Origin of the sequence: Paenarthrobacter sp. NPDC058040 (assembly GCF_042885775.1) — a bacterium.
Taxonomy (GTDB): domain Bacteria; phylum Actinomycetota; class Actinomycetes; order Actinomycetales; family Micrococcaceae; genus Arthrobacter.
In genome coordinates, this window is sequence record NZ_JBHVRN010000001.1 from 466,682 (window position 1) to 492,735 (window position 26,054).

A 26,054-nucleotide genomic window follows, 5' to 3' on the forward strand; every position below is an offset into this window, starting at 1 on the left:
GGTCTAGTGGCTGGCCTGATCAAACGTGAAGATATCGACGAAGTACGCCAGCGCACGGACATCAAGGAAGTAGTTGACGGCTACGTCACGCTCAGGAGCGCCGGGCTGGGCAGCTTCAAGGGTTTGTGCCCGTTCCATGACGAGCGTTCGCCGTCTTTTACCGTCCGTCCGCAGGTGGGCCGGTACCACTGCTTCGGCTGTGGCGAGGACGGTGATGCCATCTCCTTCATCCAGAAGATGGACCACAGTTCCTTCCACGAGGCCGTCGAGAAACTTGCCGCACGGATCGGCTACGAATTGCGGTACGAGGACGGTGGCACGGGACCGAGCCGGGAAGAAGTCGGCAAGCGCCAGCGCCTCCTGGACGCCCACAAGATTGCTGACGAATTCTTCCGTGCCCAACTCCTGACCCCCGGTGCCGCCGAAGGCCGGAACTTCCTGGATGGGCGTGGCTTCGATCGCGCAGCGGCGGAACACTTCGGCGTGGGCTACGCGCCGCAGGGCTGGGACTCGCTGCTGAAGCACTTGCGGGGCCGCGGCTTCACCGATGCCGAACTCAAGCTGACGGGGATGTTCTCCGAGGGCAACCGCGGCATTTACGACCGCTTCCGCGGCAGGCTCATCTGGCCCATCCGCGATATCGCCGGAGACACCATCGGCTTCGGGGCCCGCAAGCTCTTCGAAGACGACCAGGGCCCCAAATACCTGAACACGCCCGAGACGACGCTCTACAAGAAGTCCCAGGTGCTCTACGGGATCGACCTCGCCAAGCGGAACATCGCCAAGGACCGCCAGTTGGTGGTGGTTGAGGGGTACACCGACGTCATGGCCTGCCATCTGGCTGGAGTCGCGACGGCGGTGGCCACTTGCGGTACCGCATTCGGTACCGAGCACATCAAGATCGCCCGGCGGTTGCTCTCCGACGACGGCACCGGGGGAGAGGTGGTCTTCACGTTCGACGGCGATGCCGCCGGCCAGAAAGCCGCCCTGAGGGCCTTCGAGGAAGACCAACGCTTCGTGGCGCAGACCTACGTCGCCGTGGAGCCCACCGGCGCCGACCCCTGTGATCTCCGCCAACTCAAGGGCGACCCGGCCGTGCGCGAACTCATTGCCAGCCGCAAGCCGCTCTTCGAATTCGCCATCCGCGCATCGCTGCGCAAGCACAACCTGGACACCGTGGAAGGGCGGGTCGCCGCGCTCCGGGAGGCCGCGCCCGTCGTCGCGCAGATCCGGGACTCGGGAATCCGCCCGGCCTATACCCGCGAACTCGCCGGATGGCTCGGCATGCCCATCGAAGAGGTCAGCCGCTACGTAGGGGCCGCGGCCAAGCGGGCGGCCGCCGGCGCCACCCCGAACCCAGCCGCCGAGCAACAGCCGACGACGGCGGCAGCACCGGCGTCGAACGGTCCGGTTTTCAACCGTCCCGACCCGCGCGACCCCGTGGCGGGGATGGAGCGGCAGGCGCTGGAGGTTGTGCTTCAGGAGCCCTCGGTGCTCGGTGAGGGGAACTGGGAGCGCTTCGAGGCCTCGTACTTCGCCACTCCTGCCTACGCGGCCCTGCATGCCGCCATCAGGGCCACAGGAGTGGCGCAGGCAGCCGATCCCGTCGCATGGGTGGAAAAGGTCCGCCAGGAAGTTCCCGAGCCCCTGCGGCCGCTCGTGTCCGAACTGGCAGTGACCCCCTTGCCGGCCAGCACGCCCGAAGCGATGCAGCGGTACTGCCGGGATATCCTCGCCCGGCTTTTCGAGTTGCAGATCACCCGCATCAAGGCTGACAAAATGGGCCAATTGCAGCGCCTCGACTCGGCGGCCCATCCTGAAGAATTCCAGCGGCTGAACCGCGAGCTGATGCAGCTGGAAATGGAGCGCCGGGCGCTGCGGTCGGAGGCCTGACGCTCGATTTCGCTTTTCGCCCGGGCCCTGTTAAGCTAATTACCGCTTCAATCCTCCGTAGCTCAATTGGCAGAGCATTCGACTGTTAATCGAAGGGTTACTGGTTCAAGTCCAGTCGGAGGAGCGTGCAAATACCCCCGTTTCGGATCGCCGGAACGGGGGTATTTTTATACCCCCAGGGGGTATCCGGCTCCGATTTCGTTTTTCGCCCGGGCCCTGTTAAGCTAATTACCGCTTCATTCCTCCGTAGCTCAATTGGCAGAGCATTCGACTGTTAATCGAAGGGTTACTGGTTCAAGTCCAGTCGGAGGAGCGCACGAACCCCGCACCGGCCTCAGCTGGTGCGGGGTTCATTTTTTTGGTTCGCGGATTCTGCTAGACGAAGTCCATCTCCACCTGCAGGAACCGGGACGCTTCGGCTACTGCGGCCAGGAAGGCTTCCTGTTCCGTTGGCGGGGTTCGTGGCTCGCGCGGATGCCACTCGTGCGGAGCGGAGTAGACGCGTGTGAAGCCGCCGCCGGGTGGTGCATAGAAGATGCCGAAGCGTTGGACCGGCCATTCGGGGGATGTCTCGGGTGCCACCAGCAGGGCAGCGTCCGCCTCGGGATTGAACCACTGGGCGATGGGGCGGCGCCGGTCGTCGGTGAACAGGCCTGCGGCGTAGAGGGCCGCCGACTGCGGACTCGTCACGGAGCACAGCCGATCCCACCACAGCGGCAGGATGCGTTCATCCCGACGCTGCCACGGTGCCGGTAGCGGCTGCAGCTCTTGCCAATGTGGCACACCTCAACTTTATCGTCCGCACACGGGGCACAACAGGGGCGTGCCGCGTGTCAGCGCGACAATCCGAGCCGTGGGTACAGGACCTCGAAGCCCTTGACCAGGCCGGCGTTCAACGCGATGCCCACGTGTCCGCCATTGGGCACCTCGTAGTACGTCACCGTCATTCCGGACGCCTTCGCCGCGGCGGAGACGGCTTTGGCTGCCGCCACGTAGACAACATCGTCAGAACCGGCGGTAAACACCGCCGTGGTGTCCGGGAATTGCTTCCCCCTCATGATGTTGATGGGCTTCTGCGCATCGTATGCTGCCTGGTCGCCGTGGAAGATTTCGGCGAGGTTGCCTGCGGGGTCCTCTGCGCCGGGAAATTCCTCCCCTGAGATGTCAACCACGTTGCCCCACATCTGCGGGTACTTCACGGCGAAGGAAATGGCGCATTGGCCGCCGTTGGAGTACCCGGCAATGGTCCAGTGGTCCCGGTCCGGAAGGATGTTCAGGTTTTCCTTGGCCCAGTTGACCACATCCACGTTGATGTACTTCTCCACGTTGCCGTAGGTAGCCGTGTCCAGGCAGAGGGTGTCGTCCTGGTCCGGGCCGATTTGGTCGGCCACGATCGCTATCGGGGCCAGGCCATTGTTCTTCCCGGCGAAATCATCCAGCGCTGCCGCCACGTACTGGGGGTCCGGCAGCCCGGGCTGGCCCATCATGAGGACGTAGAGCGGCAGGCGGGGCGGGTTGGCAGTCAACGCGGCCGGCGGCAGGTAGATACCGGCCGGCCGGGCGTTGAATCCGGAGGCCGTGGCAGGAATCACTTGCGTACCTACCTTGCCCTGGGCCGGCATGCCCGCCGGGGGCTTCCAGTTCTGCCACAAGGGTCCCGAAGGGATGGCAGCGTCAGGGTCGGGCTTGTTCAACGTGATGGGATCCTCAGTGGGAATGCCCAAGGCCGAACCCAGGGTGTTGTTCAGGCCGAACTCCGTGTTGACGCCCAAGGCAGTGACCAGCAGAAAGACAGGAATGGAGATCGCCGCCACGACTTTCCGCCACCGCGGACTGTGGCGGAACGTGGCGATCGCGAGTCCCAGGGCGGCGAAGCCCGTAATGACCCAGAACCAAACCCGCGGGGTGAGACCCACATGGAAGACATCCATGACGTCCTCTACGAGCCATACGGTCAGCCAACCCACCAGTGCGGCGATGGAGATGCCCAGTACGGCAGTGATGGCCCAACGCGATGACGGTCGCAGGAAGAGCAGCAGGAACAACCCCACGCCGATCACCACGGCGATGGTCATGACCACAGGACCGGTGATCTCGATTTTCAGGAGGTCGTTCATAGTGGCTGCGTCCGTCCCGCCACGCTGCAGCAGGCTCCGCTCATGCAGCCGCCTCCCGGGCTACCATTTGGCGCAGCAACCCGGCGCTTTGCGCGGGGGACAGTCCCGGCAGGTACGCAGAGCCCACGGCCAATCCGATGGCCGGCAGGGACAGGGGATCGCGGTAGTACATGTACAACGTGCGGTGCTCCGGCTGGAAACGTGATTTGAAGGCAGCGAGGGACTTGAAGCCGTACATGGGTTCCAGGGCATTGCCCAGCAGTGCCAGGACGCGGTCCAGCGCACTGTGGTCACCGTCGTCCGATCCGGCGCCCGTGTTGGCCAAAGGCGAGCCTGACAGTGAGATCTGCGGGACGTCTTCCTTGAAGTGGGACACGGCGGAAGCGATCAGGAACTCCATGACCCCCTTGAAACCCGTGGTGCGGCGCCGCATGAAGTCCAGGGTCCAGCCCGTCACTACGCCGTCGGTGAAGACCGGCAGCCAGCTGGTCACGCCATGGACCAGGCCGTCGTCGTCCACCGCAACGCAACAGAGCACTTCAGGGTCCTTGAGCTCGTCCAGCCCGCCCAACGTGAAGCCCATCTCCGGCAGGGCCTTGTCTGCCACCCATTCCTCGGAGATTTCGGCCAATTGCGCCCTGATTCCGGGAGGCATGAGGTGGTAGTGGTGCCACTGGTCCTTGATGGACAACTTGTCCGCGCGGTTCAGGGCGGTCCGAACGTTCTGCCATTCCTTGCCCTTGAACGTCATTGTCTGCACGTTCAAGAGGGTTTCTTCGGCCACCTCCAGCCTGCGGAAGTTCCGGGGGAGAAGGGCCGCGTCCAATTCATCGGTGGCCGAGTAGAAGCACGGCGTCAGGCCCAGTGCGGCACAGTGGGCCAGGAATCCCGTGGCTGCGTCGCTGTGGTGTTCTTTGGCGCCGAAGGGACCGGCTACAGTCAAGGCCACTCCGTTGTGTACTTGGTAGGCAAGGCCGGCGTTCCGGTCGGGGGTGAACCAGTACTGGTTGTTGTCCCACAGCGCCATCCAGGAAAGGGAGCCACCGCCGTCGTGGATGAGTTCGCGGGCGTGCCCGAGGTCCGCGGCCGGGTCCGTGGCCAGGGTCCGGAACCGCTGGAAGTTGTTCAATACCAGCAGCAGGATGCAGAGCCAGATCACGTCCCCACCGAGTCCGTACAGGATGGTGCTGAACAGGCCTTGGGGGAGCTCGGTCACGAAGGGAACAGGGAACGGGACCAGGATGTGCGTCAGCTGGCCCAGGAGATCCCAGGGCGTGGAGCGTTCCGGGTTGCCTTCGACAAACCAGAACACCACGTAGAGGCCCACGGCTGCGACGGCCATGGCCAGGGTGGTCCGGCCCAGTACCCGGTAGCCGGCATCGCTGGATTCCACCCGGAACTTGTGGCGGTTGGCCAGCAGGAGGGCTGCGATGATCAGCGGTGCGAGGACCGCCGGTACCGCATACAGCAGCAGGAATCCAACGTCGTCGCTCCCCAGGGTCACTTCGGGGTCCGTAACGTACTGCAGGATGGTGAAGATGGTCACCGCGGCCAGGTACAACTGGATGGCCAGGGTGAGCCGGTAGGCGAGTCGTCGGCCGCGACGCAGCCCTTCGGCGCACACCAGGAGCAGCAGGACCGGGATCAGGGTGAGGACCGTTGCCCCGAAGCTCTGCACGCCCACCACGCTTTGCAGCGTGACGCAGCTCTTGTCGTTGTCGCAGGCTTCCTGAACCTCGTCCACGGTGGGACTGGCCTGCAACATGACCTGCGAGACCACCGAGAGCGGACCCACCTCCAGCGTTCCGGTCAATTGGGTGAGGAGCGGACCCAACGCGAACACGCCAACTACGGTGCCCACCAGGAACCGCGTCTCGCGAAGGCTCGAAGAATGGAAGGACCCTGCCTTGCGCCGCAGGACCAGGGACCGGATGCCCCAACCGGCCAGGATGCCGATCACGGCACCGGCGAGGGCCTGCAGCGTCTGGGCCACGCCCACAAACAAGGCGAACATCAGCGTGGCGGCCAGCAGCCACGTCCTGAGCCGCCGGCGCCACAGGGCCTCAAGCGCCGCCGTCGAGCATCCCAAAGCCGCCGCGGCCCCTCCGTAGGCGCCAACGACGTACTCTCCGCCCAGGAAGCTGAGCCACTGGTCGCTGTTGTCCGTGCCGAACTCAACCAGGACAACAACCACCATGGCGCTGAGCGCGGTCCCGGCCACGAAGGCCGCCAGGGCAAGCCAGGGGCCCATGGTCCGCTCGGCGATGCCCACGCCAACCAGGATGCAGACAGTGCAGGCCAGGTAGTCCAGGAGCGATGAGGCAAAGAAACCGGAAGTGAAGACGGACCACCAGGGCCCCGGTTCGACGGCCAGGCCGATGCCCACTTGCTCCAGCAGCGGCTCGCCGGGCCCGGCCAGCACGCTTCCAGTCGCGATGCCGATGATCCACAGGACCGCAATGAGTCCCAGGGTCAGTGGCAACCTTCGCAGAATGGTCGCGCCGCGTACGTTGCCCCTCAATCCCACAGCCGCACTCATGTGATTCCCCTTCACAGGTGTTGCACGGGTAACCCCGGCTGGCCACCATTCTGCCTTGCCGGTGCGCGGATGGGGAGGTGTTGCTACTGCCTGTTCCAGGGACCCGGGTTGACGCGGTACAGGAGGGCGGCTCCGACTACCGCGCCAAGGATGGCGCCGAACAGTGCGTTTCCGGCCGCACGGCCCAGCAGCATTCCGACGACGGCGCCAAGCACGGCTCCGAGGAAGAGTCCCCGGCCGTTGCGGTGCGGTTTCCTGGTCATGGTCCCAGCCTAAGGGCCGCTAGTGGATGGACGGCACGGTGCGGGGACGGACCACGAGCCAGAGTGCCGCGATGGCGCCGGCGATGCACACCGCCTGGACAGCACCCATGGGAACTGCTGAGCTGACGCCCAGCCAGCCGACGATCGGGGGAACAATGCCGGCCATAAGGAACTGGGCGGCTCCCAGCATCGAGGCTGCGGTCCCGGCTTGGGCTCCGTGGTTGGCCAGGGAGAGCACCTGGACACACGGGAACATGAAGCCGGTGGCGAAGATGTAGAACCACAACGGGATGAGGATGCCCCAGAGGCCCACGTGCAGGAGGTCCAGGACCACAATGAGGGCGGCCATGAGCAGAAGGAACACGGTGGCCCCCGCGACGATCCACTGTGGAGCCACCCTCCTGATCAACCGGGAACTGATCTGGACGCCCGCCACGATGCCCAGGGAATTGATGCCGAAGAGCAGTCCATATTCCTGCGCGGAGAAGTCGTAGATGTTCTGGAAGAGGAACGTCGAGGCCGAGAGGTAGGCGAACAAGCCACCGAAGTTCAGGCTTCCTACCATCAACATGCCCACAAAGATGCGGTCCGTCAGGACCGTCTTGTACCTCTGGCGGACCGTGACGTCGGAGGTCCCGCGCTGCTCCGCGGGCAGAGTTTCCTTGATGAAGAACACGGCGGCCAGGATCACCAGCGTGCCGTAGCAGGCGAGGAAGTAGAAGATGCCCGGCCAGGGGAGGACCAACAGCAGCTGGGAGCCGATGATCGGTGCCAGGATCGGGGCGAGCCCGTTGACCAGGGACATCCGGGAGAACATCCGGACCATCGCATAGCCATGGAACAGGTCGCGCACCATGGCCATGGCCACCACGCCGCCGCCGGCGGCCCCAATGCCCATGAGCACGCGGAAAAGCGAGAGGAGCCCGATGTCCGTGGACAGGGCAGCGCCCAGTGAAGAACCGATGTGGAGGGCCGTGGCAAGGATCAGCGGAAGGCGCCGGCCGAACTTGTCGCTGAACGGTCCAACCACCAACTGGCCCAGTCCAAAGCCCACCGTGGTGCCCGTCAGCGTCAGCTGGATCGCCGCTGCCGACACGCCAAAGCTGTCTTCCAGGGCAGGGAAAGCAGGGAGGTAGAGATCCACGGTAAACGGGCCCAGCGCTGTGAGCGCGCCGAGCAGAAGAATGTAGACAAGTTTTTCGCGTCGGCTCAGGGAATCGCCCGGAGCAATGGGGTGCGTCACGATCATCTATCCTATGGCCGACACATCATATTTTTGGAGCCCTTTCGGGCGCGCCGCCCTGCCAAGCACGGAAGTTCAGCCGGAACCTGAATGATAGTTTTGAGGACAGGTGCCCGCGGCCTGGTTCATCACCGCGTTCACCCATCACGAAGCCCAGAGGAAGCAGTTAGGCGGAACCCATGAGTGGACGTCACACCAGCCGGTCCGGCAGAGGTCCGGCCATCCGTACTTTGCCGAAGACCCTCAAGCTCGTTGCCCGTTTGGCTCCCAGGCAACTGAATGACGAAATCGCGCTGGCCAAGGTCGAGCTCAAACGCAAGGCCACACAGGTAGGGGTTGCCGGAGCATTCTTTGGCGTGGCGCTGGTTTTCCTGGCGCTTCTGGTGATCGCGTTGGTGGTGGCCGCGATCCTTGGATTGGCCACCATCATGCCTGGTTGGCTCGCGGCACTGATCGTCTCGGCTGTCTTCCTCGTGATCGTGGCACTGGGCGCCCTTATCGGCGTCGCCAAGTTCAAGAAGGCCATGCCGTTGGTTCCCGAGGACACCATCCGCGGGATCAAGCACGATCTCGGTATCGCCAAGGAAGGCTCGGCCTTCGACGAGTCCATCCTCGATCCGAACTCGCCCGCTGCCGAGGCAGCCGCTGCCGCCAAGAAGGCCGAAGCGGAAAAGGCCAAGGCGGAGAAGGCAGCAAAGGAAGCTGCCAAGGAAGCCGACGCTGTCAAGGCACCCACCGAGGCTGAGCTGCGCCGCCGCCTGGACAAGCGTCGCGAGCACCTGACCGGGGTACGCGATGAGCTGGGCGAACAGCTGGACCTCAAGAAGCAGGGCCAGCAGCTTCTGGACACCGCCAACCAGAAATTCCAGGAAGGCCGCGAGTTCGCGGCCGCACGGTTCGCCGGCGTCGGCGAATCCGTACCGGAGGACCTTGCCGGGCGAATCACCGCCCGCTGGAAGGACCTGGCCGCCTTCGGAGCTGCCGCAGCCGTTTTCGTGTTCGCATTGCGTAAGTTGCTGAAGAAATAGCACCTTTGACGCACCGAAAACACTGAAAACGAGGGGAAGGGGGACACCATGAGGCTGATCGGTGCTGGATCACGCCCTGACCGTCCCCCTGTGGACCACGACCTCATCTTCACGGTCCCCAATGTCCTGACGGTCCTGCGCTTTATGGGCGTGCCGCTGTTCGTCTGGCTCGTCCTGGCCCAGAAGGAGTACGGCTTCGCTGTGCTGGTGCTGGTGATCATGGGCAGCACGGACTGGATCGACGGCTACATTGCCCGCCGCTTCGACCAGACCTCCAAGCTGGGCAGGATCCTGGATCCCATGGCGGACCGGGCCGCCCTCATTGCCGTGGCAGTCACTTTGGCGATTGCCGGCGTCGTGCAGTGGTGGTACCTGGCCGCGCTGGTAGTGCCGGACGCCATCCTGCTTACCGCGACGCTGTTCTACTTCCGCAGCCACCCGGACCTGCCCGTCAGCATCATTGGCAAGATCCGGACCGCCTTGCTCTTGGTCGGTACCCCGTTGCTGGTCCTGTCCAAGCTGTCCTTGCCATTCACGGATGTCTACTTCGTGGCCGCCTGGACGTTCCTCAGCCTGGGGCTGGTGGGTCACTGGATTGCGGCCTACAACTACTTCTGGGCCATCCTGCGGAAAGGCAAAGAACTGCAGAACGACGACGGCGGACGCGGCTGATGGTCTGGCTTGCGGTTTTCCTTGCGGTACTTGGCGCATTTTTCCTTGCCGTCGGTGCCCAGCGCCAAGGCAGCGCGGTCAAGGCAGATACCGGTGGGTTGGCGCTCAGCTCCAATGGTTTCCTGCGGCTGCTGCGCAATCCGCGCTGGATGTTCGGGTTGCTGCTGCTGTGCCTCGGCATGGCGTCGAACGCGATCGCGCTGGTCTCGGCACCCTTGACCGTGGTCCAGCCGATTGGCGCGATCGCGTTGGTCATCACCACGGTGGTGAACGCCAAGGACCAGGGCCTCAGTATCAACCGGGCCACTGTGGTTGCCATCAGCGCCTGTGTCACGGGATCCGCGTTGTTCGTGTTGCTGGCCGTCTTTGTTACACAGGAAAACCACCATGTGAGTGGCGAGGACGAACTCACCATCGTGTTGCTGCTGGCGTTGGCCGTTGGCATTTTTGGGACGCTGGCAGTTTTGTTCAAGCACCGCATGAGCGCTTTCGTCTACATCCTCGGCGCAGGCGTGCTCTTCGGGTTCGTCGCCGTCCTGACCCGCATCATTGGCAAGCACCTGCTGGATCCCAACGGCCTGTTCCTGCTCAACGTGCAGTGGTACACGCTCATCGCCATCGCTGCCGCCGGAGGCCTCGGCTCGTGGTTCGTGCAGAGTGCCTATTCCAGTGGTCCACCGGACCTGGTGATCGCCGGACTGACCGTGATCGACCCCATGGTGGGCATCGCGATCGGCATCGTCATCCTTGGTGAGCTTCGTCCCGATGTCCACGCCGTCATGGCAATCGCCATGGCTGCGGCGGCTGTCCTTGCTATCGTGGGGGTTATTGCCCTCAGCCGCCACCACCCGGAAGTCACCAAGCGCAAGAAGGACGCGAAGGGACCACACCGGAAGGCTTAGGGGAGTGCAAGACCTTGCGCCACCGCCTTGGCGGCCCGGCGAAACCGGCGACACCGCAGCATTGCCACCATTGATGCTGTCCGCACCGTGACCATCAGGAGTTCTCCACAGTGACCATTCCCGACACCAACAAACCCCTTACCATCCTGATCGCGGCGGACACGTACCCGCCGCACGTCAACGGCGCCGCACAGTTCGGCTACCGCCTGGCCAAGGGAATGACGGCGCGCGGTCACAACGTGCACGTGCTGGCCTGCCGGCAGGACAAGGGCAAGAGCTTCACGGAATTCCGCGACGAAGCCACAGTCCACCGCCTGCGTTCACACAGCGTCCCCACGCACGAGTACTTCCGCATCTGCTTCCCGTGGGAAATCAAGAAGGAAATCAGCCTCCTCTTCGACAAGGTCCAGCCGGACGTGGTTCACATCCAGAGCCATTACATGATCGGCGAGCACGTCCTGTACGAGGCCGTCAAGCGCGGCGTGCGAATTGTTGCCACCAACCACTTCATGCCGGAGAACCTGAACCCGTTCCTGCCCTTCCCGCAGTGGTTCAAGGACATCATTGGCCGGATCTCGTGGAAGGACATGGGCAAGGTGATGGGCCAGGCACAGGTTGTCACCACGCCCACGCCCCTGGCCGCCAAGGCCATGCACCAGCACGCCTTCCTCCGCAAGGTCCTGCCCTTGTCCAACGGCATCGATTCCGCGGCCTACGAACTGCAGCCCGGCGAGACCATGGATCCGCATCCCAACCCCACGGTCCTCTTTGCCGGCCGCCTGGCCGAGGAGAAACACGTCGATGTGCTGATCGACGCCGTAGCCAAGACGCCCCGGGAACTCAACGTCCACCTGGAAATCGTTGGCGGCGGCGAAGTCAGGCCTGCACTCGAGGCGCAGGTGGCCCGGCTGGGGCTCGGCGACAGGGTAAAGTTCCTGGGCCTGGCGAGTGACGAAGACCTGCGGGCCGCCTACATCAAGGCTGACATCTTCTGCATGCCGGGTACTGCCGAATTGCAGTCGTTGGTGACCCTGGAGGCAATGTCGGCTTCCACTCCGGTGCTCCTGGCCGATGCGATGGCCCTTCCGCACCTGGTCCGCGACGGCGAGAACGGGTACCTGTTCACGCCGAATGACAGCACCGAACTGGCAGCCAAGATCACCAAGCTCGTTGAACTGCCCGAGGACCAGCTGAACGCCATGGGCAAGGTCAGCCGCGAAATGGTTGAACCACACAGCATCAATGGAACCCTGCAGACCTTCGAGGATCTCTACCGCGGTGCCACCTACGAGGACAAAGTAGTGTGACCAAAGCACTCCTTCACAGCTATTAGTATTGCTAGAGTGCTTTGCCCGGAAATGCTGCCTAACCGCGGTGTGGACGGGCATCACGGGGCTATAGCTCAGCTGGTTAGAGCGCGGGACTCATAATCCTAAGGTCCTCGGTTCAAGTCCGAGTAGCCCTACATTCACGGGAGCCGTGGTTGACGTTATGGAACGTCGGCCACGGCTCTTTTGCTGTCCAGGGCCCTTTACGTTGCGGCGAATGTCCAGCGTGGGGTAAGTTACTCATCAGTAACATATACCCGTCGGTAACTTTTCCGCGCTCTGCCGTGGTCTTCGCGGGCCATTTCTTGAAGGAGAGAACATGTCCAACGCCGCCTTCGAACCCTCCAGCCTTCCCTACGCCGATGGCGACTTCTACGCTTTTGAACAATTGCTGACCGGCAAGGAGCAGGACCGCCTGGCGGAGGTCCGCGAATTCCTCGCACGCGAGGTCAAGCCCATAGCGGTGGACTGCTGGAACCGGGGCGAGTTCCCCATGGACCTGGTTCCCAAGCTGGCCGAGCTCGATCTGGTGAGTCCGGTGCGTCGGCAGGGGTACTCCAACCTCTTCGCCGGTATCCTCCATGCCGAAGTCACCCGCGCAGACGCCTCCATCGCCACGTTCATGGGCGTGCACGACGGCCTGTTCACGGGCTCCATTGAAGCTCTGGCTTCCCAAGAGCAGAAGGATGCGTGGTTGCCCGATATCTACTCGCTGAAGAAGATCGGGGCGTTCGGCCTGACAGAGCCCTTGGGCGGATCGGACGTTGCCGGCGGCACGCGCACCACGGCCCGCCGAGAAGGGGATAGCTGGGTACTTAACGGCGCCAAGCGCTGGATCGGCAACGCCACCTTCTCCGACTGGGTGGTCATCTACGCCAAGGATGTGGCCGACAACCAGGTGAAGGCGTTCTTGGTGGACACCTCCCTGCCGGGTTACTCCGCCAGCAAGATCGAGAACAAGATCTCGCTGCGCACCGTCCAGAATGCCGACATCACCCTGGACAACGTGGTGGTGCCGGACTTCTTCAAGCTCGCACATGCCAACAGCTTCCGGGACACCAACAAGGTCCTCAAGGTCACGCGCCTGGCCGTTGCGTGGCAGGCTGTGGGGCTGCAGCTTGCGGCCTTCGACATTGCCCGCAGCTACGCGGTGGAACGCCGGCAGTTCGGGCGCCCCTTGGCGGCCTTCCAATTGATCCAGGGCCAGCTGGTCCAGATCCTGGGTAACGCCGTGGCATCGATGGGCATGATGGTGCGCCTCGCCCAGTTGGAAGACGCGGGCGCGGCCCGGGATGAGCAATCGGCTTTGGCTAAGGCTTTCACTACGGCCCGCATGCGCGAAAGCGTTGCCCTGGGGCGCAGCATCCTGGGCGGCAATGGCATTGTCACGGACTACGGCATGGCCAAAGTGTTCGCTGACGCGGAGGCCATCTACTCCTACGAGGGAACCTACGAGATCAACACCTTGGTGGCCGGCCGTGCCATCACTGGCGTCTCGGCGATCGTCTGAACCTGCGCTGGTCCGGCATTCAGTTCAACGGCAGCAGGATGGACGGCCGGAGGTCCTTAACCATGGCCAGCGGATTGATGTAGTCCTCGCCGCGGCGAACGCCCCAGTGCAGGCAGGGTCCCGGGCAATGGCCTGGTCCGGAAGCGGCGGCCACGGTGCCGACGGCATCGCCCTTGGCCACGCGGTCTCCCGGCTTCAGCTCGCTGGACACTGGCTCGAAACTGCTGCGCAGCCCGCCGCCATGGTCGATCGTGAGGACGGGGCGGTCTACGACCACTCCTGAAAAGGTGACCACGCCATCGGCGGGGGAAGTGACCTGCGCCCCCTCGGTGGCGGCCCCGCCGTCGTGGTTTGCTCCCAGGTCCACGCCGCGGTGGCCGCTGAGCCATGGCTTGTCAGGTGGATCAAAGGTCCGCAGGACCGCCGGCTTGGGGGAGAGGGGCCAGGCCCAGCGTTCATGCGCCGGAGCCGGCGTGGCCGAGCCGGTTAGAAAGGCGGCAAGGATGAGCGAAATGAGCTTCGTGAGGGCCATGGATCAAGGCTTCCGCGCGCCGTCGCGAATGGCGATGCGCGGGGTGCCATATGTGGACAACCAGGCCCGGCCGGGCGGTCAAACAGGTGGGCCCGCTGTAGTACACTAAGTGGAGCAGTTTGCTGTGCCCTCAGGCTTGTTCAGAAGCATGTCTCATTCAGATGTGCGGGGGACTCAGATTGACTACGCGTATCCAGCCCTCCACCAGCGAAGCCTTGTGGCTTCAGGCTGCGGAGGATTGTGCCTCCTGCGGTCCGGCCATGAACCCATGCCGGATGGGAAGTGCAATGGATGCCAGGAGCCGCGCCCGTCCGGGCAGCGACTGAACAACCGTCAACTATTGGCAGGGTAAGAGCGGCCCCAAGGGCTCTCTCATGAATGACCTGCCGGAAGGAGCGTCGGCATGCCCGTCGTAACCATGCGCCAGCTGCTTGACAGCGGCGTCCACTTTGGACACCAGACCCGTCGTTGGAACCCGAAGATGAAGCGCTTCATCTTCACTGAGCGCAACGGCATCTACATCATTGACCTCCAGCAGTCGCTGTCCTACATCGACCGCGCCTACGAGTTCGTCAAGGCTACTGTCGCCCACGGCGGCACCGTCCTGTTCGTCGGCACCAAGAAGCAGGCTCAGGAAGCAATTGCCGAGCAGGCTACCCGCGTTGGCCAGCCGTACGTCAACCAGCGTTGGCTGGGCGGTATGCTCACCAACTTCCAGACCGTCGCCAAGCGTATCCAGCGCATGAAGGAACTCGAAGAGATCAACTTCGAGGACGTCGCCGGCTCCGGTTACACCAAGAAGGAGCTCCTGCTCCTCAAGCGCGAACTCACCAAGCTTGAGTCCAACCTCGGTGGTATCCGCAACCTGACCAAGGCTCCTTCAGTTCTGTGGGTTGTTGACACCAAGAAGGAACACCTTGCTGTCGACGAAGCCAAGAAGCTGAACATCCCGGTTGTTGCCATCCTGGACACCAACTGCGATCCCGACGAAGTCGACTTCCCGATCCCGGGCAACGACGACGCCATCCGCTCCGTCAACCTGCTCACCCGCGTTGTTGCCGACGCCGTTGCTGAGGGCCTCATCGCCCGCAACCAGCGCGCAACCGGCACCACCGAAGCTCCGGAAGAGCCGCTGGCCGAGTGGGAGCGCGAGCTTCTCGAAGGCAGCAAGGCAGAAGCAGCGGCCGCTGAAGCAACCGAAGCTCCTGAGGCTCCCGCCGGCGAAGCCGAAGAAGCCAAGTAAATCCGTACCTTCCCTGATGCCGGACACGGCGTCGGGGGCCAACTGACAGGATGGCGGCCCACCCGGTGGGTTGCTGTCCTGTCAGTCACGTAAACACAAAATTTCTAGACAGAGGGGTTCACATGGCGAACTACACTGCTGCTGACATCAAGGCCCTGCGTGAGCGCACCGGCGCCGGCATGATGGACGTCAAGAAGGCTCTTGACGAGGCCAACGGTGACGCCGAGAAGGCCATCGAAATCATCCGCATCAAGGGCCTCAAGGGCGCTACCAAGCGCGAAGGCCGTTCCACTGCCGAGGGCCTGGTTGCTGCCAAGGTCACCGGTGGCGTAGGCGTAATGATCGAGGTCAACTGCGAGACCGACTTCGTCGCCAAGGCTGACAAGTTCATCCAGCTGGCTGACAAGGTCCTCACCGTAGCTGTCGAGTCCGGCGCTGCCGACCTCGACACCCTGCTCGCCACCGAGGTCGACGGCAAGAAGCTTGCCGACGTCGTCATCGAAGAGGGCGCTGTCCTCGGCGAAAAGGTCGTTGTCCGCCGCATCTCCCGCGTTGAGGGAACCACGGTTGACGCGTACCTGCACAAGACCTCCAAGGACCTCCCGGCACAGGTCGGCGTTCTGTTCGCTGTTGACGGTGAAGGCGAAGCCGCTGCCACCGCCGCACACGACATCGCTGTCCACGTTGCCGCCATGGCTCCGAACTACCTCACCCGCGAGGATGTACCGGCCGAACTCGTTGAGTCCGAGCGCCGCATCGCCGAGGAAACGGCCAAGGCTGAAGGCAAGCCGGAAGCTGCACTCGCCAAGATCGTTGAAGGCCGCGTGACGGGCTTCTACAAGGGTGAAGTACTGGTTGACCAGGCATTCGCCAAGGACTCCAAGAAGACCGTTGCACAGGTCCTCGAGGAAGCCGGCGTCAAGGCAACCGCAGTAACCCGTTTCCGCGTCGGAAACTAGCAAGTCGTGAAAAGGGGTGGTCACTTCGGTGGCCGCCCCTTTTTCATGCACCCGTCCGGGTAAGTACCTGCACGGACCCACAGCACTGTAATCTAGCCAAAGTCCACCAACGGGAAGGCACCATGGAAACCGAGAACACTGCAATCCAGCCCGAGAAGACCCGCCGTCGTGTACTTCTGAAACTTTCCGGCGAGGTCATCGGCGGAGGCAAGCTCGGTGTCGACCCCGAAACCGTCCGAGCCATAGCCAAGCAGATCGCCGCCGCCGTTTCCGACGTCGAAGTAGCCATCGTGGTGGGTGGCGGCAACTTCTTCCGCGGAGCCGAACTTTCGCAGAGCGGCATGGACCGTTCCCGCGCCGACTACATGGGCATGCTCGGCACGGTCATGAACTGCCTCGCCCTCCAGGACTTCCTGGAGCAGGCCGGCGTCGAAACCCGCGTGCAAAGCGCCATCACCATGGGCCAGGTGGCCGAGGCCTACATTCCCCGCCGCGCCATCCGCCACATGGAAAAGGGCCGTGTGGTCATCTTCGGTGCAGGCGCCGGCCTGCCCTACTTCTCCACGGACACTGTTGCCGCGCAACGTGCCCTTGAAGTCCACGCCGATGTGGTCCTGATGGCCAAGAGCGGTGTGGACGGCGTCTACACCGCCGACCCCAAGAAGGACCCGGCAGCCGAAAAGCTCGATGTCCTCAGCTACGACGACGCCCTGCGCCGCGACATCCGAGTGATGGACCAGACGGCCATGACCATGTGCAAGGACAACAAGCTCTCCATGGTGGTGTTCGGCATGGAAGGCGAGGGCAACGTTACCCGTGCCATCCGCGGAGAAACGCTGGGAACGCTGGTTACTCCGTAGCAGCGGCTAGGATATTTCCAGGACCATCCGCCCCTGATGGCGGAACTTTACTGTGCATGGCAGCCCCAAGCCGGGCAGCGACTATTTGAGGAGAGAACCCCGTGATCGAAGAAACCTTGCTCGAAGCCGGCGAGAAGATGGACAAGGCGGTTGAGGTAGCCAAGGACGATTTCGCCACGATCCGTACGGGCCGGGCAAACCCCGGTCTCTACAACAAGGTGATCGTGGAGTACTACGGCACGCCTACCCCGCTGCAGCAGCTGGCCTCCTTTGCCGTGCCCGATGCCCGCACCATCCTGATCACCCCTTACGACAAGTCGGCCCTGCGCGACATCGAGAAGGCCCTGAGTGACTCCGAGGTGGGCGCCAACCCGTCCAACGACGGCAACGTCATCCGCGTGACCATCCCGGAGCTCACCAAGGAGCGCCGCAAGGAATACGTGAAGATCGTCAAGGGCAAGGGGGAGGACGCCAAGGTCTCCGTCCGCAGCATCCGCCGCAAGGCCAAGGACTCCCTGGACAAGCTCGTCAAGGACGGCGAAGCAGGCGAGGACGAGGGCGCACGTGCCGAGAAGGAACTCGATGCCCTCACCAAGCAGCACGTCGACAGCATCGACGAGCTGCTCAAGCGCAAGGAAGCCGAGCTGCTCGAGGTCTGATGAACCAGGCAGAGCCGGCGCCCGCTGGGCGGGTCCCGACACGCGACACCCGCAAGGACGCCAGGCGTTCGCGCGGGAACCCTACGCCGAAGGCGGGCCGCAACCTGCCGGCCGCCATCGGCGTCGGGCTTGCCATGCTCATCGCCGTGCTGGGGGGACTGCTGTTCCTGCCGCTCGGGTTCGTCCTCTTGGTGACGGCGTTCGCCGTGATGGGTGTCTGGGAAATTTTCCGGGCGCTTGAAGCGCAAGGCACCCGCATGCCGGTGATCCCCGTGATGGCGGGCACCTTGGGTTTGCCGGTGTCGGCGTTCTTTGGCGGGCTTGAGGGCCTGCTTTTCACCATGGTGGCCAGCTGCGTGGCGGTGTTGCTGTGGAGGTCCATCGAAAGTGCCGCGGGCGCTCCGCGCAGTGTTTTTGCCGGGGTGTTCACCCTTGCCTGGGTACCGTTCCTGATCAGTTTCGCGGCCTTGCCCCTGCATTCCAGCGGCGGTGCCACGCCCGTGGGATTCTGGCCCGACGGTATTCCTGGCGGCGCCTGGCAGATTGCCACCATGCTGCTGCTGGTGGTGGCCAATGACACCTTTGGATACATCGTGGGAGCGTCCTTCGGGAAGCACCCCATGGCTCCGAAAATCAGCCCCAAGAAATCCTGGGAAGGTTTCGCGGGGTCTGTCGTTGGAGCGATGGTCATCGGCGTGCTCGCCTGCCTCTTCATCCTGGACAAGCCGTGGTGGGTAGGCCTGGTGCTCGCCGTCGGCATGGTAGCCGCTGCGACGGCGGGAGACCTTGCCGAGTCCATGGTCAAACGCGAACTCGGCGTCAAGGACATGAGCAGTATCCTCCCAGGCCACGGCGGCGTGATGGACCGCCTGGATTCAATCGTGTTCGCAGCCCCTGTGGCCTATGTTCTGTTCGCGCTGCTCAGCGGCGTCTAGCAACCCAACGAAGGATAATTGATGGCTTTGGATATTCGACGCCAGATTCCCGCAACCTTTGACCGCGTGGAGCGGAACAAGTACGGCTACAACGCCAAGCAGGTGGACGCCTTCCTGAACCGTGCCCGTAGCTCGTTCGAGAACCCGGTTGGGGCTTCCGGGCCGGTGGCCAGCAGCGATGTACGCGATGTGGCCTTCGACCCCGTCAAGGGCGGATACGATGCCCACAGTGTGGACGCTGCCCTGGACCGTCTGGAAGATGCTTTTGCGCGCAGGGAACGGGACGAGCTGATCAACCAGCAGGGCGAGGAAGCGTGGCTGCGCCAAATCGGCAAGCTCTCGGGTGTGCTCCGCGGACGACTGCACCGCCCCGACGGGGAGCGCTTCCGCCGCCCGGCAAGGAAGAAGTCCCGGAGCTACAACGTCCAGGACGTAGATGCGTTGTGCATCGAACTCATCGGCTACCTGGAAAACGACCAGGCCCTGAGTGTCGATACCGTTCGCCGGGCCGTGTTCCGCGCAGCGAAGGGTGACGCGGGGTACGAGGAAGCCCAGGTGGATGCCTTCCTGGACCGCGTCGTTGAACTGATGGCAGCCATCGACTGAATCACGTTCCCGGTCTCTCGGGACCGGAATGCATCGGTGGATTGTTCCGCCACACCTCGTCGTACCGCCGCTTGCCGCGCAGCATTGACGTGGCGAAGAACGCCAGCGCGGCCAGGACGGCTATCGCAACCGCAAGTTGCATGGCCAGCCCGGCCACCAGCAACGCCGAACCTGCCAGCAAGGCAATCAGTGCGGCATTGACCGTGCCCATGAACACCATGCTGCTTCCGGCCACCTGGTTGAAGTCACCCCGCTTGCCCAGGAAGTAGTAGGTCCGTTTGGCGCCCGCTTCGTCGTCCGTGAAAGCAGCCATGAAATAGGGCGCAAGGCCGGGATCCATGTCAACGTAGGCCGCCCGCAACCTGTTCATGGCGATGACGTACATGAGGTCTTCCATTCCGACGCTCATCACGCGGACGTGCGTGAGCAGTCCCACCACCACGTCGATGCTAAGGATTGTCAGGGCGAACGCCCGGAAGGCATCCGAGAACTGCGTGGCGTTCCCCACCAACGCAACACTGAGCAAGCTTGCTGATGTAAACGTGAGGAACATACTGATACGGGTGAGGACCTCGCCCTGGGTGGTGCTGCGGGACGCGAGCAGGCTCCAGTGTTCCGTTGCCAGCAATTGCGCCCTGATGCTGGGTGAGGACGCGGGCTGGGTTGCGGCGGCTGGTGGTTCGGTATCGGCCGGTCCCGGCTCTTGGGACATGGCGACATTGTCCACCTTGCAGGGTCCCCGGACAACAGACTCTTGTCAGGGCCGTTCCGTGGCCACCGGCCGTTCGGGGACATGGAGCCGGGACATCACCCGGTTTACCGTCACAGGAACCCGTTTCTTGGTGGCCATGGAGACGCCGATGGTCGCAGCGAACGCAGCGGGGACGCTCCATGCGGCAGGCTGGGCAAGCCACGCGGGAGCTGCTGCAGTTCCCAGGACCGTCCCTGCCACCATGGCTCCGCCACACAGCAGGCCGCCGGTCACCATGCCGGCTATGGCTCCGGCATCGGTGAGCCCGCGCCACCAGATCCCCAGGAGCAGCACGGGGCAGATGGTTGAAGCCGTAAACGCGAACACCAGCCCTACGCTTCCGGCCAGCGCCAAAGTGTCGGTCATGAAGGCAAAAGCCAAAGGCACGACGGCGGCCAGCAGCGCCGCGAGGCGGAAACCGCGGACGCTGCCACCAAACAGGTCCTGGCTGATCACTCCGGACAGGGAGACCACAAGTCCGGACGTGGTGGACAGGAACGCAGCGAATGCTCCCGCTACCACCAGTGCCGACAGGAAATCGCCCGCAGGGCCGCCCACCAGTCTTCCCGGAAGCAGCAACACCAAGGCATCGGACTGCCCGGCCCTGGCGAGATCGGGGGCGAACGCACGGCCCAGGGCCCCGGCCAACGTGGGAAAGAGATAGAAAACGGAGAGCAGGCCGAGCACGATCAGGGTGGTGCGGCGGGCCGATTGGCCGTCGGGGTTGGTGTAGAAACGAACCAGCACATGGGGAAGTCCAAGGGTTCCAAACAGCAAGGCAACCATCAAGGAGATGTTTTGGTAGCCACTCGCTGCAGCCTGGCCGGTTGGATTCACGGGCAGGGGCGCCTGCACCGGAGTGCCGCTTCCTGCGAGCGCCAGCAGGACGAAAACAACGGGTACAGCCAGGGCGGTCAGTTTCAACCAGTATTGGAAGGCCTGGACAAACGTGATGGACCGCATGCCACCTGCCACCACCGTGAGGCACACAACCAGCACAACCGCCGTCGAACCTACCCACGACGGCAGCCCGGTGGTGATGCGGATGGTGAGGGCGGCGCCATGCAGTTGGGGCACGATATACAGCCAGCCGACCGCGACCACCACAAGGCTGGTAACCCGTCGCACCACTTTCGAATCGAGCCGCGACTCGGTGAAGTCGGGGATGGTGTAGGCGCCCGACCGGCGCAGGGGAGCGGCGACAAAGAGCAACAGCATCAGGTAACCGGCGGTGTAACCCACCGGGAACCACAAGGCATCCGTCCCGGACAGCAGGATGAGTCCGGCCACGCCCAGGAAGCTCGCCGCGGACAGGTACTCGCCACCGATGGCGGACGCGTTCCACCACGGGCGCACCGTGCGGGAGGCAACGTAGAAGTCTCCCGTGGTGCGGGAGATGCGCAACCCGTAGAAGCCGATGGCCGCCGTGGCAAGCGAGACGGCGACGAAGGCGATCAGGCCGACCGCAGGGTTCACTTGTCCTCCACCAAATCCCGGTACCGGGCCTCGTTCCGTGCAGCCGCGCGGGTGAAGAGCCAGGCGCTCAGGCCAATGACCGGATAGATGCCAAGTCCCAGCAGCAGCCAGTCGAGCGGTACACCCAACACCCGGGTGTCAGCGACTCCGGGACCATACACGAGCAAGAGGGCGAAAGCGGCGAGGATGAGCAGGAAGCCGCAGCCCACCACCAAGGCAAGGCGCAATTGGGACCGGATGAGCGAGCGGACAAAAACCTGGCCGGCGTCGGATTCCTCGGCAGCTTCGCCGGAGTACAGGGACCTGCCCGGAGCCGTCCGGGCCCCCTGCCGTGGCGCCGTCACGCGAACGCGAGTCATCCTTGCGGCCGGGGGCGGGTTGCTTGCAGCTTGTCGCGCACGGCGGGCAGGTGGCGCCGGCTGATGGGCAGTTCGGCGCCCGCAACCGTGACGCTGGGGCCGGTCGCCGAGAGTTTCAAATGCCCCACGTGGTTGAGGGCGATGAGGTAGCTGCGATGGATACGGATGAAGCCTGCCTCCGCCCACTGCTGTTCAAGGTCGCTGAGCGGCACCCGGATCAGGTAGCTGGCCTCGGATGTGTGGAGCCGGGCGTAGTCACCCTGGGCCTGGACGTAGCTGACGTCGTCCCGCCGGATCATTCGGGTGGTGCTCCCGAGGTCTACGGTGATCATTTCAGGCGCGGCAGCGCCATCCTTGATGAGTTCGCTGATCCGGTCCACGGAACGGGCCAGGCGTTCGGCCCGGAGTGGTTTGAGCAGGTAGTCGATGGCGGCGAGGTCGAAGGCCTCCAGCGCGCAGTCTTCATCGGCGGTGACGAAAACGACGGCGGGCGGGTTGTTGCTCCGGGAAATGGCGCGCGCGATGTCCAGGCCGGACAGGGCAGGCATATGGATGTCGAGGAAGACGGCGTCAACGGATTCCGTTTCCAGGGTCCGGAGGGCCTCGGCGCCGGAGGATGCACGATGGATGGCGCCAATCCGGCCGTCACGCCCCAGCAGGAAGGCCAGCTCCTCGACGGCGGGGAGTTCGTCATCAGCGACGAGCACGTTGATCATGATTAAAAGACTAGCCTCACGCGTCATGGCCCGGTTGTGACTTGGGCACGCGCATGGTGATCAGTGTGCCCTCACCGGGAGCGGTTTCAATCACCAGTCCATGATCGTCGCCGTAGACCTGCCGAAGCCGGGCATCGACGTTCCGGAGCCCCACGTGGTCCCCGTCCGTGTGTCCGGCTAGCACTGACCGCAGGTGCTCCGGGTCCATCCCGACGCCGTCGTCCTCGATGGTGACCTCAGCGAACGCGCCGGAATCGTTGGCACAGATGGTGATGTGCCCCGGTCCTTCCTTGGCCTCGAGGCCGTGCCGGACGGCATTTTCGACGAGCGGTTGCAGGCTGAGGAAGGGGATCACCGTACTGAGCACCTCCGGGGCCACCCGCAGGCTGACCTGCACCCGTTCGCCAAAGCGTGCGCGCTCCAGGAGGAGGTAGCGGTCGATGCAACGCAGCTCCTCGGCCACGGTGGTGAAGTCCCCGTGGCGCCGAAACGAGTAACGGGTGAAGTCGGCGAACTCCACCACGAGTTCGCGGGCGCGGGCGGGATCCGTATTGATGAAGGACGCGATGGCGTTCAGGGAGTTATAGATGAAGTGGGGGCTGATCTGGGCACGCAAGGCGCGGACCTCGGCCTCCATGAGCAGGGTCCGGGATGACTCTAGTTCGGCCAACTCAAGTTGGGTGCCGATCCAGTCCGCTACCTCGCTGGTGGCCCGGACCAGTCCCGCGCCGGCGCTCGGTGCCAGGGCCGCAACGGAGCCCACCACCCGGGAATCTGCACGGATGGGTGCGATCACTGCGCTGTAGCCTCCAGCGGTGTTCGCCGCCTGCGGGACAACCGCGGTCCGCCCGCTGCCCAGGACTTCCGCTGCAAGGCCCATAAGGAGGGGCCGCAGTTCCTCTGCCGCCCCGTCCCAAGCCATGACGGACTCCGTGTCGGTGATGGCGAACGCGTCGCAGGCCAGGAGGGCACGCAACTGCTTGCTGGCTTTCGCGGCTCCGACTGCCGTCAACCCGCCCCGCAAATGCTGCCCGGCGCGGGACGCCGCGTGGAGGGTGTTGTAGGTTGCCCGCTCAGCGTCGGTCCCCAGATCCCGGAATGACCGGACTACTTTCAGGCCGACACCCACCACCACGGCGACTGCCAGTACGATCACGGCGACCGCGGCAGCGGTGAAAAGCGGGGAATCGGGCATGGAGCCTAGCGTAGCCAATCCCGTGAAGGAACGACGCCGGTTGTCCGTCCCCGCCGCCGTTGGGCGCAGCATCGTGACCGCTGGGCGACAACGGTGCCCGATGTGCTGGAACGTGCCATGCTGCCCGTTCGATAGTGATTGCAGTCACATTGGCGTGCGGATGGAGTTGGAATGCGCACCGGGCTGATGTGGACACATCACAACCAGGAGGAACCCATGGGTAATGAGGCCCAACCCCAGGACGCTCCGGCGTCCGTGGACTTCCAGGAAGTCCAGCAAACGGAACGGTTCAAGACACTGCGGAAGAGGCACAGGAGCTTCGTCTTCCCGATGGCGGCAGCATTCCTGCTGTGGTACTTCGCCTACGTCCTGCTGGCCGACTATGCGGTGGGATTCATGTCCATCAAGGTCTGGGGCAATATCAACGTCGGCCTGATCCTTGGCCTGCTCCAGTTCGTCACCACGTTCGGCATCACTGCGTGGTACGTGAGCTACTCCAACCGGAAGCTGGACCCCATCGCCGCCGAAATCCGTGAAGAGATCGAAGGCCACGAGTTCGACAAGTCCAGCACCATCACCCGCGGGGGAGCCCTGTGAACACCATGGTCCCGGCAGTCGAAGTTGCTGCCCTGAAAGACACCACGCTCCTGAACATGGGCATTTTCGCCCTCTTCGTCGCGGTCACCATGGTGATCGTCTTCCGTGCCAGCCGGAACAACAAGACGGCGGCAGACTACTACGCGGCCGGCCGCTCGTTCACAGGTTCCCAGAACGGCACCGCCATCGCCGGAGACTACCTCTCCGCGGCCTCCTTCCTTGGCATCACCGGCGCCATCGCCATCAACGGCTACGACGGTTTCCTCTACTCCATCGGCTTCCTGGTGGCCTGGCTCGTGGCCCTCCTGCTGGTGGCCGAGCTGCTGCGGAATACAGGCAAGTTCACCATGGCTGACGTCCTGTCCTTCCGCCTGCGCCAACGCCCGGTCCGTATCGCTGCCGCGCTCTCCACCCTCGCGGTCTGCTTCTTCTACCTCTTGGCCCAAATGGCAGGCGCAGGGAGCCTCATTTCGCTTCTCCTGGGCATCAGCGACTGGGGCGGACAAGCGCTGGTGATCATCGTCGTCGGCGCCCTCATGATCATGTACGTCCTGATCGGCGGCATGAAGGGCACCACCTGGGTACAGATCATCAAAGCCATCCTGCTGATTGCCGGCGCCGCCGTCATGACGGCCTGGGTGCTCGCCATCTACGGGTTCAACCTTTCCAACCTGTTGGGATCCGCGGCGGAAGCGGCAAACAACCCGGCCGTCCTGAATCCGGGCCTGCAGTACGGAAAGACGGAAACGTCAAAACTCGACTTCATGTCCCTGGGGCTCGCCCTGGTCCTGGGAACAGCTGCCTTGCCCCACGTCCTGATGCGCTTCTACACGGTGCCCACGGCGAAGGAAGCCCGCAAATCGGTGGTTTGGTCCATCTGGTTGATCGGCCTGTTCTACCTTTTCACCCTGGTCCTCGGTTACGGTGCTGCTGCCTTGGTCGGTGCGGAAACCATCAAGTCGGCCCCCGGCGGCGTCAATTCGGCGGCTCCCTTGCTGGCCTTCCACCTCGGCGGACCACTCCTCCTGGGCTTCATCTCCGCCGTCGCCTTCGCCACGATCCTGGCTGTGGTGGCAGGGCTGACCATCACGGCGGCCGCCTCGTTCGCCCATGACATCTACGCGAACGTCATCTCCAAGGGGAAGGCCGACGCCACCACCGAGGTCAAGGTGGCCCGCCGCACCGTTGTGGTGATCGGCATCCTCGCCATCCTCGGCGGCATCTTCGCCAACGGCCAGAACGTGGCCTTCCTTGTGGCACTGGCCTTCGCCGTCGCGGCTTCGGCAAACCTGCCAACCATCGTGTACTCCTTGTTCTGGCGGAAGTTCACCACCCAGGGCGCGGTGTGGAGCATGTACGGCGGCCTGGCAGCGGCCATCCTGCTGATCACGTTCTCGCCCGTTGTTTCGGGTGCAAAGACCTCGATGATCCAGGGAGCGAACTTCGCGTTCTTCCCGTTGAGCAACCCTGGCATTGTCTCCATCCCGTTGGCCTTCTTCCTCGGCTGGCTGGGGACCGTCCTGGACAAGCGCAAGGAGGACGCAGCCAAGCAGGCCGAAATGGAAGTCCGCTCGCTGACCGGCGTGGGTGCCGAGAAGGCGGTGGACCACTGACCTCTTGACGGAGGTGAGCCCCCGTTGCCGCCTGGCAACGGGGGCTCCTTGGTGCACG

25 protein-coding genes and 3 tRNA genes are annotated in these 26,054 nt (G+C 63.9%); 17 read left to right on the plus strand and 11 right to left on the minus strand.

Annotation, left to right across the window (positions count from 1 at the left end):
• Positions 1 to 6 precede the first annotated feature (6 nt).
• From dnaG to ACFVSJ_RS02015, 3 genes are all read left to right on the plus strand, one after another.
• Entirely contained in the window at positions 7 to 1,893 is a 1,887-nt protein-coding gene (gene dnaG, locus ACFVSJ_RS02005) for a DNA primase (RefSeq protein WP_387433759.1), read from the plus strand.
• 51 nt (positions 1,894 to 1,944) lie between these two features.
• Positions 1,945 to 2,017: transfer RNA gene (locus ACFVSJ_RS02010), tRNA-Asn, on the plus strand.
• A 116-nt stretch (positions 2,018 to 2,133) separates the two neighbouring features.
• Positions 2,134 to 2,206: transfer RNA gene (locus ACFVSJ_RS02015), tRNA-Asn, on the plus strand.
• A 62-nt stretch (positions 2,207 to 2,268) separates the two neighbouring features.
• Here ACFVSJ_RS02015 and ACFVSJ_RS02020 read toward each other — a convergent pair.
• From ACFVSJ_RS02020 to ACFVSJ_RS02040, 5 genes are all read right to left on the minus strand, one after another.
• Complete coding sequence (locus tag ACFVSJ_RS02020) at positions 2,269 to 2,676, minus strand: hypothetical protein (protein WP_387433762.1); 408 nt, start codon at positions 2,674 to 2,676, stop codon at positions 2,269 to 2,271.
• Positions 2,677 to 2,726: 50 nt separating this feature from the next.
• Positions 2,727 to 4,010, minus strand: coding sequence for an alpha/beta hydrolase (locus ACFVSJ_RS02025; protein WP_387433764.1), 1,284 nt, complete (start codon positions 4,008 to 4,010; stop codon positions 2,727 to 2,729).
• A 40-nt stretch (positions 4,011 to 4,050) separates the two neighbouring features.
• Entirely contained in the window at positions 4,051 to 6,549 is a 2,499-nt protein-coding gene (locus tag ACFVSJ_RS02030) for a phosphatidylglycerol lysyltransferase domain-containing protein (RefSeq protein ID WP_387433767.1), read from the minus strand.
• Between the two features lie 83 nt (positions 6,550 to 6,632).
• Positions 6,633 to 6,812 (minus strand): glycine zipper domain-containing protein, encoded by a 180-nt coding sequence (locus tag ACFVSJ_RS02035; RefSeq protein ID WP_387433769.1) that lies wholly within the window; start codon positions 6,810 to 6,812, stop codon positions 6,633 to 6,635.
• Positions 6,813 to 6,831: 19 nt separating this feature from the next.
• Entirely contained in the window at positions 6,832 to 8,061 is a 1,230-nt protein-coding gene (locus ACFVSJ_RS02040) for a multidrug effflux MFS transporter (RefSeq protein WP_387433771.1), read from the minus strand.
• A gap of 173 nt (positions 8,062 to 8,234) precedes the next feature.
• Between ACFVSJ_RS02040 and ACFVSJ_RS02045 the strand changes: the two genes are divergently transcribed.
• From ACFVSJ_RS02045 to ACFVSJ_RS02070, 6 genes are all read left to right on the plus strand, one after another.
• Entirely contained in the window at positions 8,235 to 9,083 is an 849-nt protein-coding gene (locus ACFVSJ_RS02045; RefSeq protein WP_387433772.1) for a phage holin family protein, read from the plus strand.
• 48 nt (positions 9,084 to 9,131) lie between these two features.
• Positions 9,132 to 9,755 (plus strand): CDP-alcohol phosphatidyltransferase family protein, encoded by a 624-nt coding sequence (locus ACFVSJ_RS02050; protein WP_387433774.1) that lies wholly within the window; start codon positions 9,132 to 9,134, stop codon positions 9,753 to 9,755.
• Positions 9,755 to 10,657: a DMT family transporter gene (locus tag ACFVSJ_RS02055; protein WP_387433777.1), complete on the plus strand. Its 903-nt coding sequence runs from the start codon at positions 9,755 to 9,757 to the stop codon at positions 10,655 to 10,657. Before ACFVSJ_RS02050 ends, ACFVSJ_RS02055 begins: the two co-directional genes overlap by 1 nt.
• A gap of 110 nt (positions 10,658 to 10,767) precedes the next feature.
• Positions 10,768 to 11,964 carry a glycosyltransferase gene (locus ACFVSJ_RS02060; protein ID WP_387433779.1) on the plus strand — a complete coding sequence of 399 codons (1,197 nt, stop codon included), beginning with the start codon at positions 10,768 to 10,770 and terminating at the stop codon, positions 11,962 to 11,964.
• Positions 11,965 to 12,048: 84 nt separating this feature from the next.
• A tRNA-Ile gene (locus ACFVSJ_RS02065) sits at positions 12,049 to 12,122 on the plus strand.
• 182 nt (positions 12,123 to 12,304) lie between these two features.
• Positions 12,305 to 13,495, plus strand: a complete 1,191-nt coding sequence (locus tag ACFVSJ_RS02070; protein WP_387433782.1) for an acyl-CoA dehydrogenase family protein — start codon at positions 12,305 to 12,307, stop codon at positions 13,493 to 13,495.
• Positions 13,496 to 13,514: 19 nt separating this feature from the next.
• Here ACFVSJ_RS02070 and ACFVSJ_RS02075 read toward each other — a convergent pair whose 3' ends face one another.
• Positions 13,515 to 14,027, minus strand: coding sequence for a M23 family metallopeptidase (locus ACFVSJ_RS02075; RefSeq protein ID WP_387433785.1), 513 nt, complete (start codon positions 14,025 to 14,027; stop codon positions 13,515 to 13,517).
• 403 nt (positions 14,028 to 14,430) lie between these two features.
• On the opposite strand from ACFVSJ_RS02075, the gene rpsB reads away from it, so the two are divergent.
• From rpsB to ACFVSJ_RS02105, 6 genes are all read left to right on the plus strand, one after another.
• Positions 14,431 to 15,270: a 30S ribosomal protein S2 gene (gene rpsB / locus ACFVSJ_RS02080; RefSeq protein ID WP_387433787.1), complete on the plus strand. Its 840-nt coding sequence runs from the start codon at positions 14,431 to 14,433 to the stop codon at positions 15,268 to 15,270.
• A 122-nt stretch (positions 15,271 to 15,392) separates the two neighbouring features.
• Positions 15,393 to 16,229: a translation elongation factor Ts gene (gene tsf / locus ACFVSJ_RS02085; protein WP_387433790.1), complete on the plus strand. Its 837-nt coding sequence runs from the start codon at positions 15,393 to 15,395 to the stop codon at positions 16,227 to 16,229.
• 122 nt (positions 16,230 to 16,351) lie between these two features.
• Positions 16,352 to 17,089: a UMP kinase gene (gene pyrH / locus ACFVSJ_RS02090; protein ID WP_387433793.1), complete on the plus strand. Its 738-nt coding sequence runs from the start codon at positions 16,352 to 16,354 to the stop codon at positions 17,087 to 17,089.
• A 101-nt stretch (positions 17,090 to 17,190) separates the two neighbouring features.
• The gene (gene frr / locus ACFVSJ_RS02095; RefSeq protein ID WP_387433795.1) at positions 17,191 to 17,748 is read left to right on the plus strand and encodes a ribosome recycling factor; all 558 of its coding nucleotides are present in this window, start codon (positions 17,191 to 17,193) and stop codon (positions 17,746 to 17,748) included.
• The gene (locus tag ACFVSJ_RS02100) at positions 17,748 to 18,683 is read left to right on the plus strand and encodes a phosphatidate cytidylyltransferase (RefSeq protein ID WP_387433798.1); all 936 of its coding nucleotides are present in this window, start codon (positions 17,748 to 17,750) and stop codon (positions 18,681 to 18,683) included. The genes frr and ACFVSJ_RS02100 overlap by 1 nt, the downstream gene beginning before the upstream one ends.
• 21 nt (positions 18,684 to 18,704) lie before the next feature.
• Positions 18,705 to 19,289: a DivIVA domain-containing protein gene (locus tag ACFVSJ_RS02105; RefSeq protein WP_387433800.1), complete on the plus strand. Its 585-nt coding sequence runs from the start codon at positions 18,705 to 18,707 to the stop codon at positions 19,287 to 19,289.
• Position 19,290: 1 nt separating this feature from the next.
• Here ACFVSJ_RS02105 and ACFVSJ_RS02110 read toward each other — a convergent pair whose 3' ends face one another.
• From ACFVSJ_RS02110 to ACFVSJ_RS02130, 5 genes are read right to left on the minus strand one after another with little or no spacing between them, the layout of a single operon-like run.
• Positions 19,291 to 20,001, minus strand: a complete 711-nt coding sequence (locus ACFVSJ_RS02110) for a hypothetical protein (protein WP_387433802.1) — start codon at positions 19,999 to 20,001, stop codon at positions 19,291 to 19,293.
• Between the two features lie 45 nt (positions 20,002 to 20,046).
• The gene (locus tag ACFVSJ_RS02115) at positions 20,047 to 21,516 is read right to left on the minus strand and encodes a cation acetate symporter (RefSeq protein WP_387433803.1); all 1,470 of its coding nucleotides are present in this window, start codon (positions 21,514 to 21,516) and stop codon (positions 20,047 to 20,049) included.
• Positions 21,513 to 21,875, minus strand: coding sequence for a hypothetical protein (locus ACFVSJ_RS02120; protein ID WP_387433805.1), 363 nt, complete (start codon positions 21,873 to 21,875; stop codon positions 21,513 to 21,515). Before ACFVSJ_RS02120 ends, ACFVSJ_RS02115 begins: the two co-directional genes overlap by 4 nt.
• Positions 21,872 to 22,591, minus strand: coding sequence for a LytR/AlgR family response regulator transcription factor (locus tag ACFVSJ_RS02125; RefSeq protein WP_387433807.1), 720 nt, complete (start codon positions 22,589 to 22,591; stop codon positions 21,872 to 21,874). The genes ACFVSJ_RS02120 and ACFVSJ_RS02125 overlap by 4 nt, the downstream gene beginning before the upstream one ends.
• Positions 22,592 to 22,607: 16 nt before the next feature.
• Complete coding sequence (locus ACFVSJ_RS02130) at positions 22,608 to 23,786, minus strand: sensor histidine kinase (protein ID WP_387433808.1); 1,179 nt, start codon at positions 23,784 to 23,786, stop codon at positions 22,608 to 22,610.
• Positions 23,787 to 24,002: 216 nt separating this feature from the next.
• Here ACFVSJ_RS02130 and ACFVSJ_RS02135 point away from each other — a divergent pair, with 216 nt between their 5' ends.
• Together ACFVSJ_RS02135 and ACFVSJ_RS02140 are read left to right on the plus strand one after the other, a co-directional pair.
• The gene (locus ACFVSJ_RS02135) at positions 24,003 to 24,383 is read left to right on the plus strand and encodes a DUF485 domain-containing protein (RefSeq protein ID WP_387433811.1); all 381 of its coding nucleotides are present in this window, start codon (positions 24,003 to 24,005) and stop codon (positions 24,381 to 24,383) included.
• A gap of 5 nt (positions 24,384 to 24,388) precedes the next feature.
• Positions 24,389 to 25,996 carry a cation acetate symporter gene (locus ACFVSJ_RS02140; protein WP_387434164.1) on the plus strand — a complete coding sequence of 536 codons (1,608 nt, stop codon included), beginning with the start codon at positions 24,389 to 24,391 and terminating at the stop codon, positions 25,994 to 25,996.
• Positions 25,997 to 26,054: the final 58 nt, after the last annotated feature.

Coding starts and splice junctions, on each gene's coding strand:
- ACFVSJ_RS02025 (WP_387433764.1), bottom strand. CDS start 4,010: ATGAACGACCTCCTGAAAATCGAGATCACCGGTCCTGTGGTCATGACC.
- ACFVSJ_RS02030 (WP_387433767.1), bottom strand. CDS start 6,549: ATGAGTGCGGCTGTGGGATTGAGGGGCAACGTACGCGGCGCGACCATT.
- ACFVSJ_RS02035 (WP_387433769.1), bottom strand. CDS start 6,812: ATGACCAGGAAACCGCACCGCAACGGCCGGGGACTCTTCCTCGGAGCC.
- ACFVSJ_RS02040 (WP_387433771.1), bottom strand. CDS start 8,061: ATGATCGTGACGCACCCCATTGCTCCGGGCGATTCCCTGAGCCGACGC.
- ACFVSJ_RS02045 (WP_387433772.1), top strand. CDS start 8,235: ATGAGTGGACGTCACACCAGCCGGTCCGGCAGAGGTCCGGCCATCCGT.
- ACFVSJ_RS02050 (WP_387433774.1), top strand. CDS start 9,132: ATGAGGCTGATCGGTGCTGGATCACGCCCTGACCGTCCCCCTGTGGAC.
- ACFVSJ_RS02055 (WP_387433777.1), top strand. CDS start 9,755: ATGGTCTGGCTTGCGGTTTTCCTTGCGGTACTTGGCGCATTTTTCCTT.
- ACFVSJ_RS02070 (WP_387433782.1), top strand. CDS start 12,305: ATGTCCAACGCCGCCTTCGAACCCTCCAGCCTTCCCTACGCCGATGGC.
- ACFVSJ_RS02075 (WP_387433785.1), bottom strand. CDS start 14,027: ATGGCCCTCACGAAGCTCATTTCGCTCATCCTTGCCGCCTTTCTAACC.
- rpsB (WP_387433787.1), top strand. CDS start 14,431: ATGCCCGTCGTAACCATGCGCCAGCTGCTTGACAGCGGCGTCCACTTT.
- tsf (WP_387433790.1), top strand. CDS start 15,393: ATGGCGAACTACACTGCTGCTGACATCAAGGCCCTGCGTGAGCGCACC.
- pyrH (WP_387433793.1), top strand. CDS start 16,352: ATGGAAACCGAGAACACTGCAATCCAGCCCGAGAAGACCCGCCGTCGT.
- ACFVSJ_RS02100 (WP_387433798.1), top strand. CDS start 17,748: ATGAACCAGGCAGAGCCGGCGCCCGCTGGGCGGGTCCCGACACGCGAC.
- ACFVSJ_RS02105 (WP_387433800.1), top strand. CDS start 18,705: ATGGCTTTGGATATTCGACGCCAGATTCCCGCAACCTTTGACCGCGTG.
- ACFVSJ_RS02110 (WP_387433802.1), bottom strand. CDS start 20,001: ATGTCCCAAGAGCCGGGACCGGCCGATACCGAACCACCAGCCGCCGCA.
- ACFVSJ_RS02120 (WP_387433805.1), bottom strand. CDS start 21,875: ATGACTCGCGTTCGCGTGACGGCGCCACGGCAGGGGGCCCGGACGGCT.
- ACFVSJ_RS02125 (WP_387433807.1), bottom strand. CDS start 22,591: ATGATCAACGTGCTCGTCGCTGATGACGAACTCCCCGCCGTCGAGGAG.
- ACFVSJ_RS02130 (WP_387433808.1), bottom strand. CDS start 23,786: ATGCCCGATTCCCCGCTTTTCACCGCTGCCGCGGTCGCCGTGATCGTA.
- ACFVSJ_RS02135 (WP_387433811.1), top strand. CDS start 24,003: ATGGGTAATGAGGCCCAACCCCAGGACGCTCCGGCGTCCGTGGACTTC.
- ACFVSJ_RS02140 (WP_387434164.1), top strand. CDS start 24,389: ATGGTCCCGGCAGTCGAAGTTGCTGCCCTGAAAGACACCACGCTCCTG.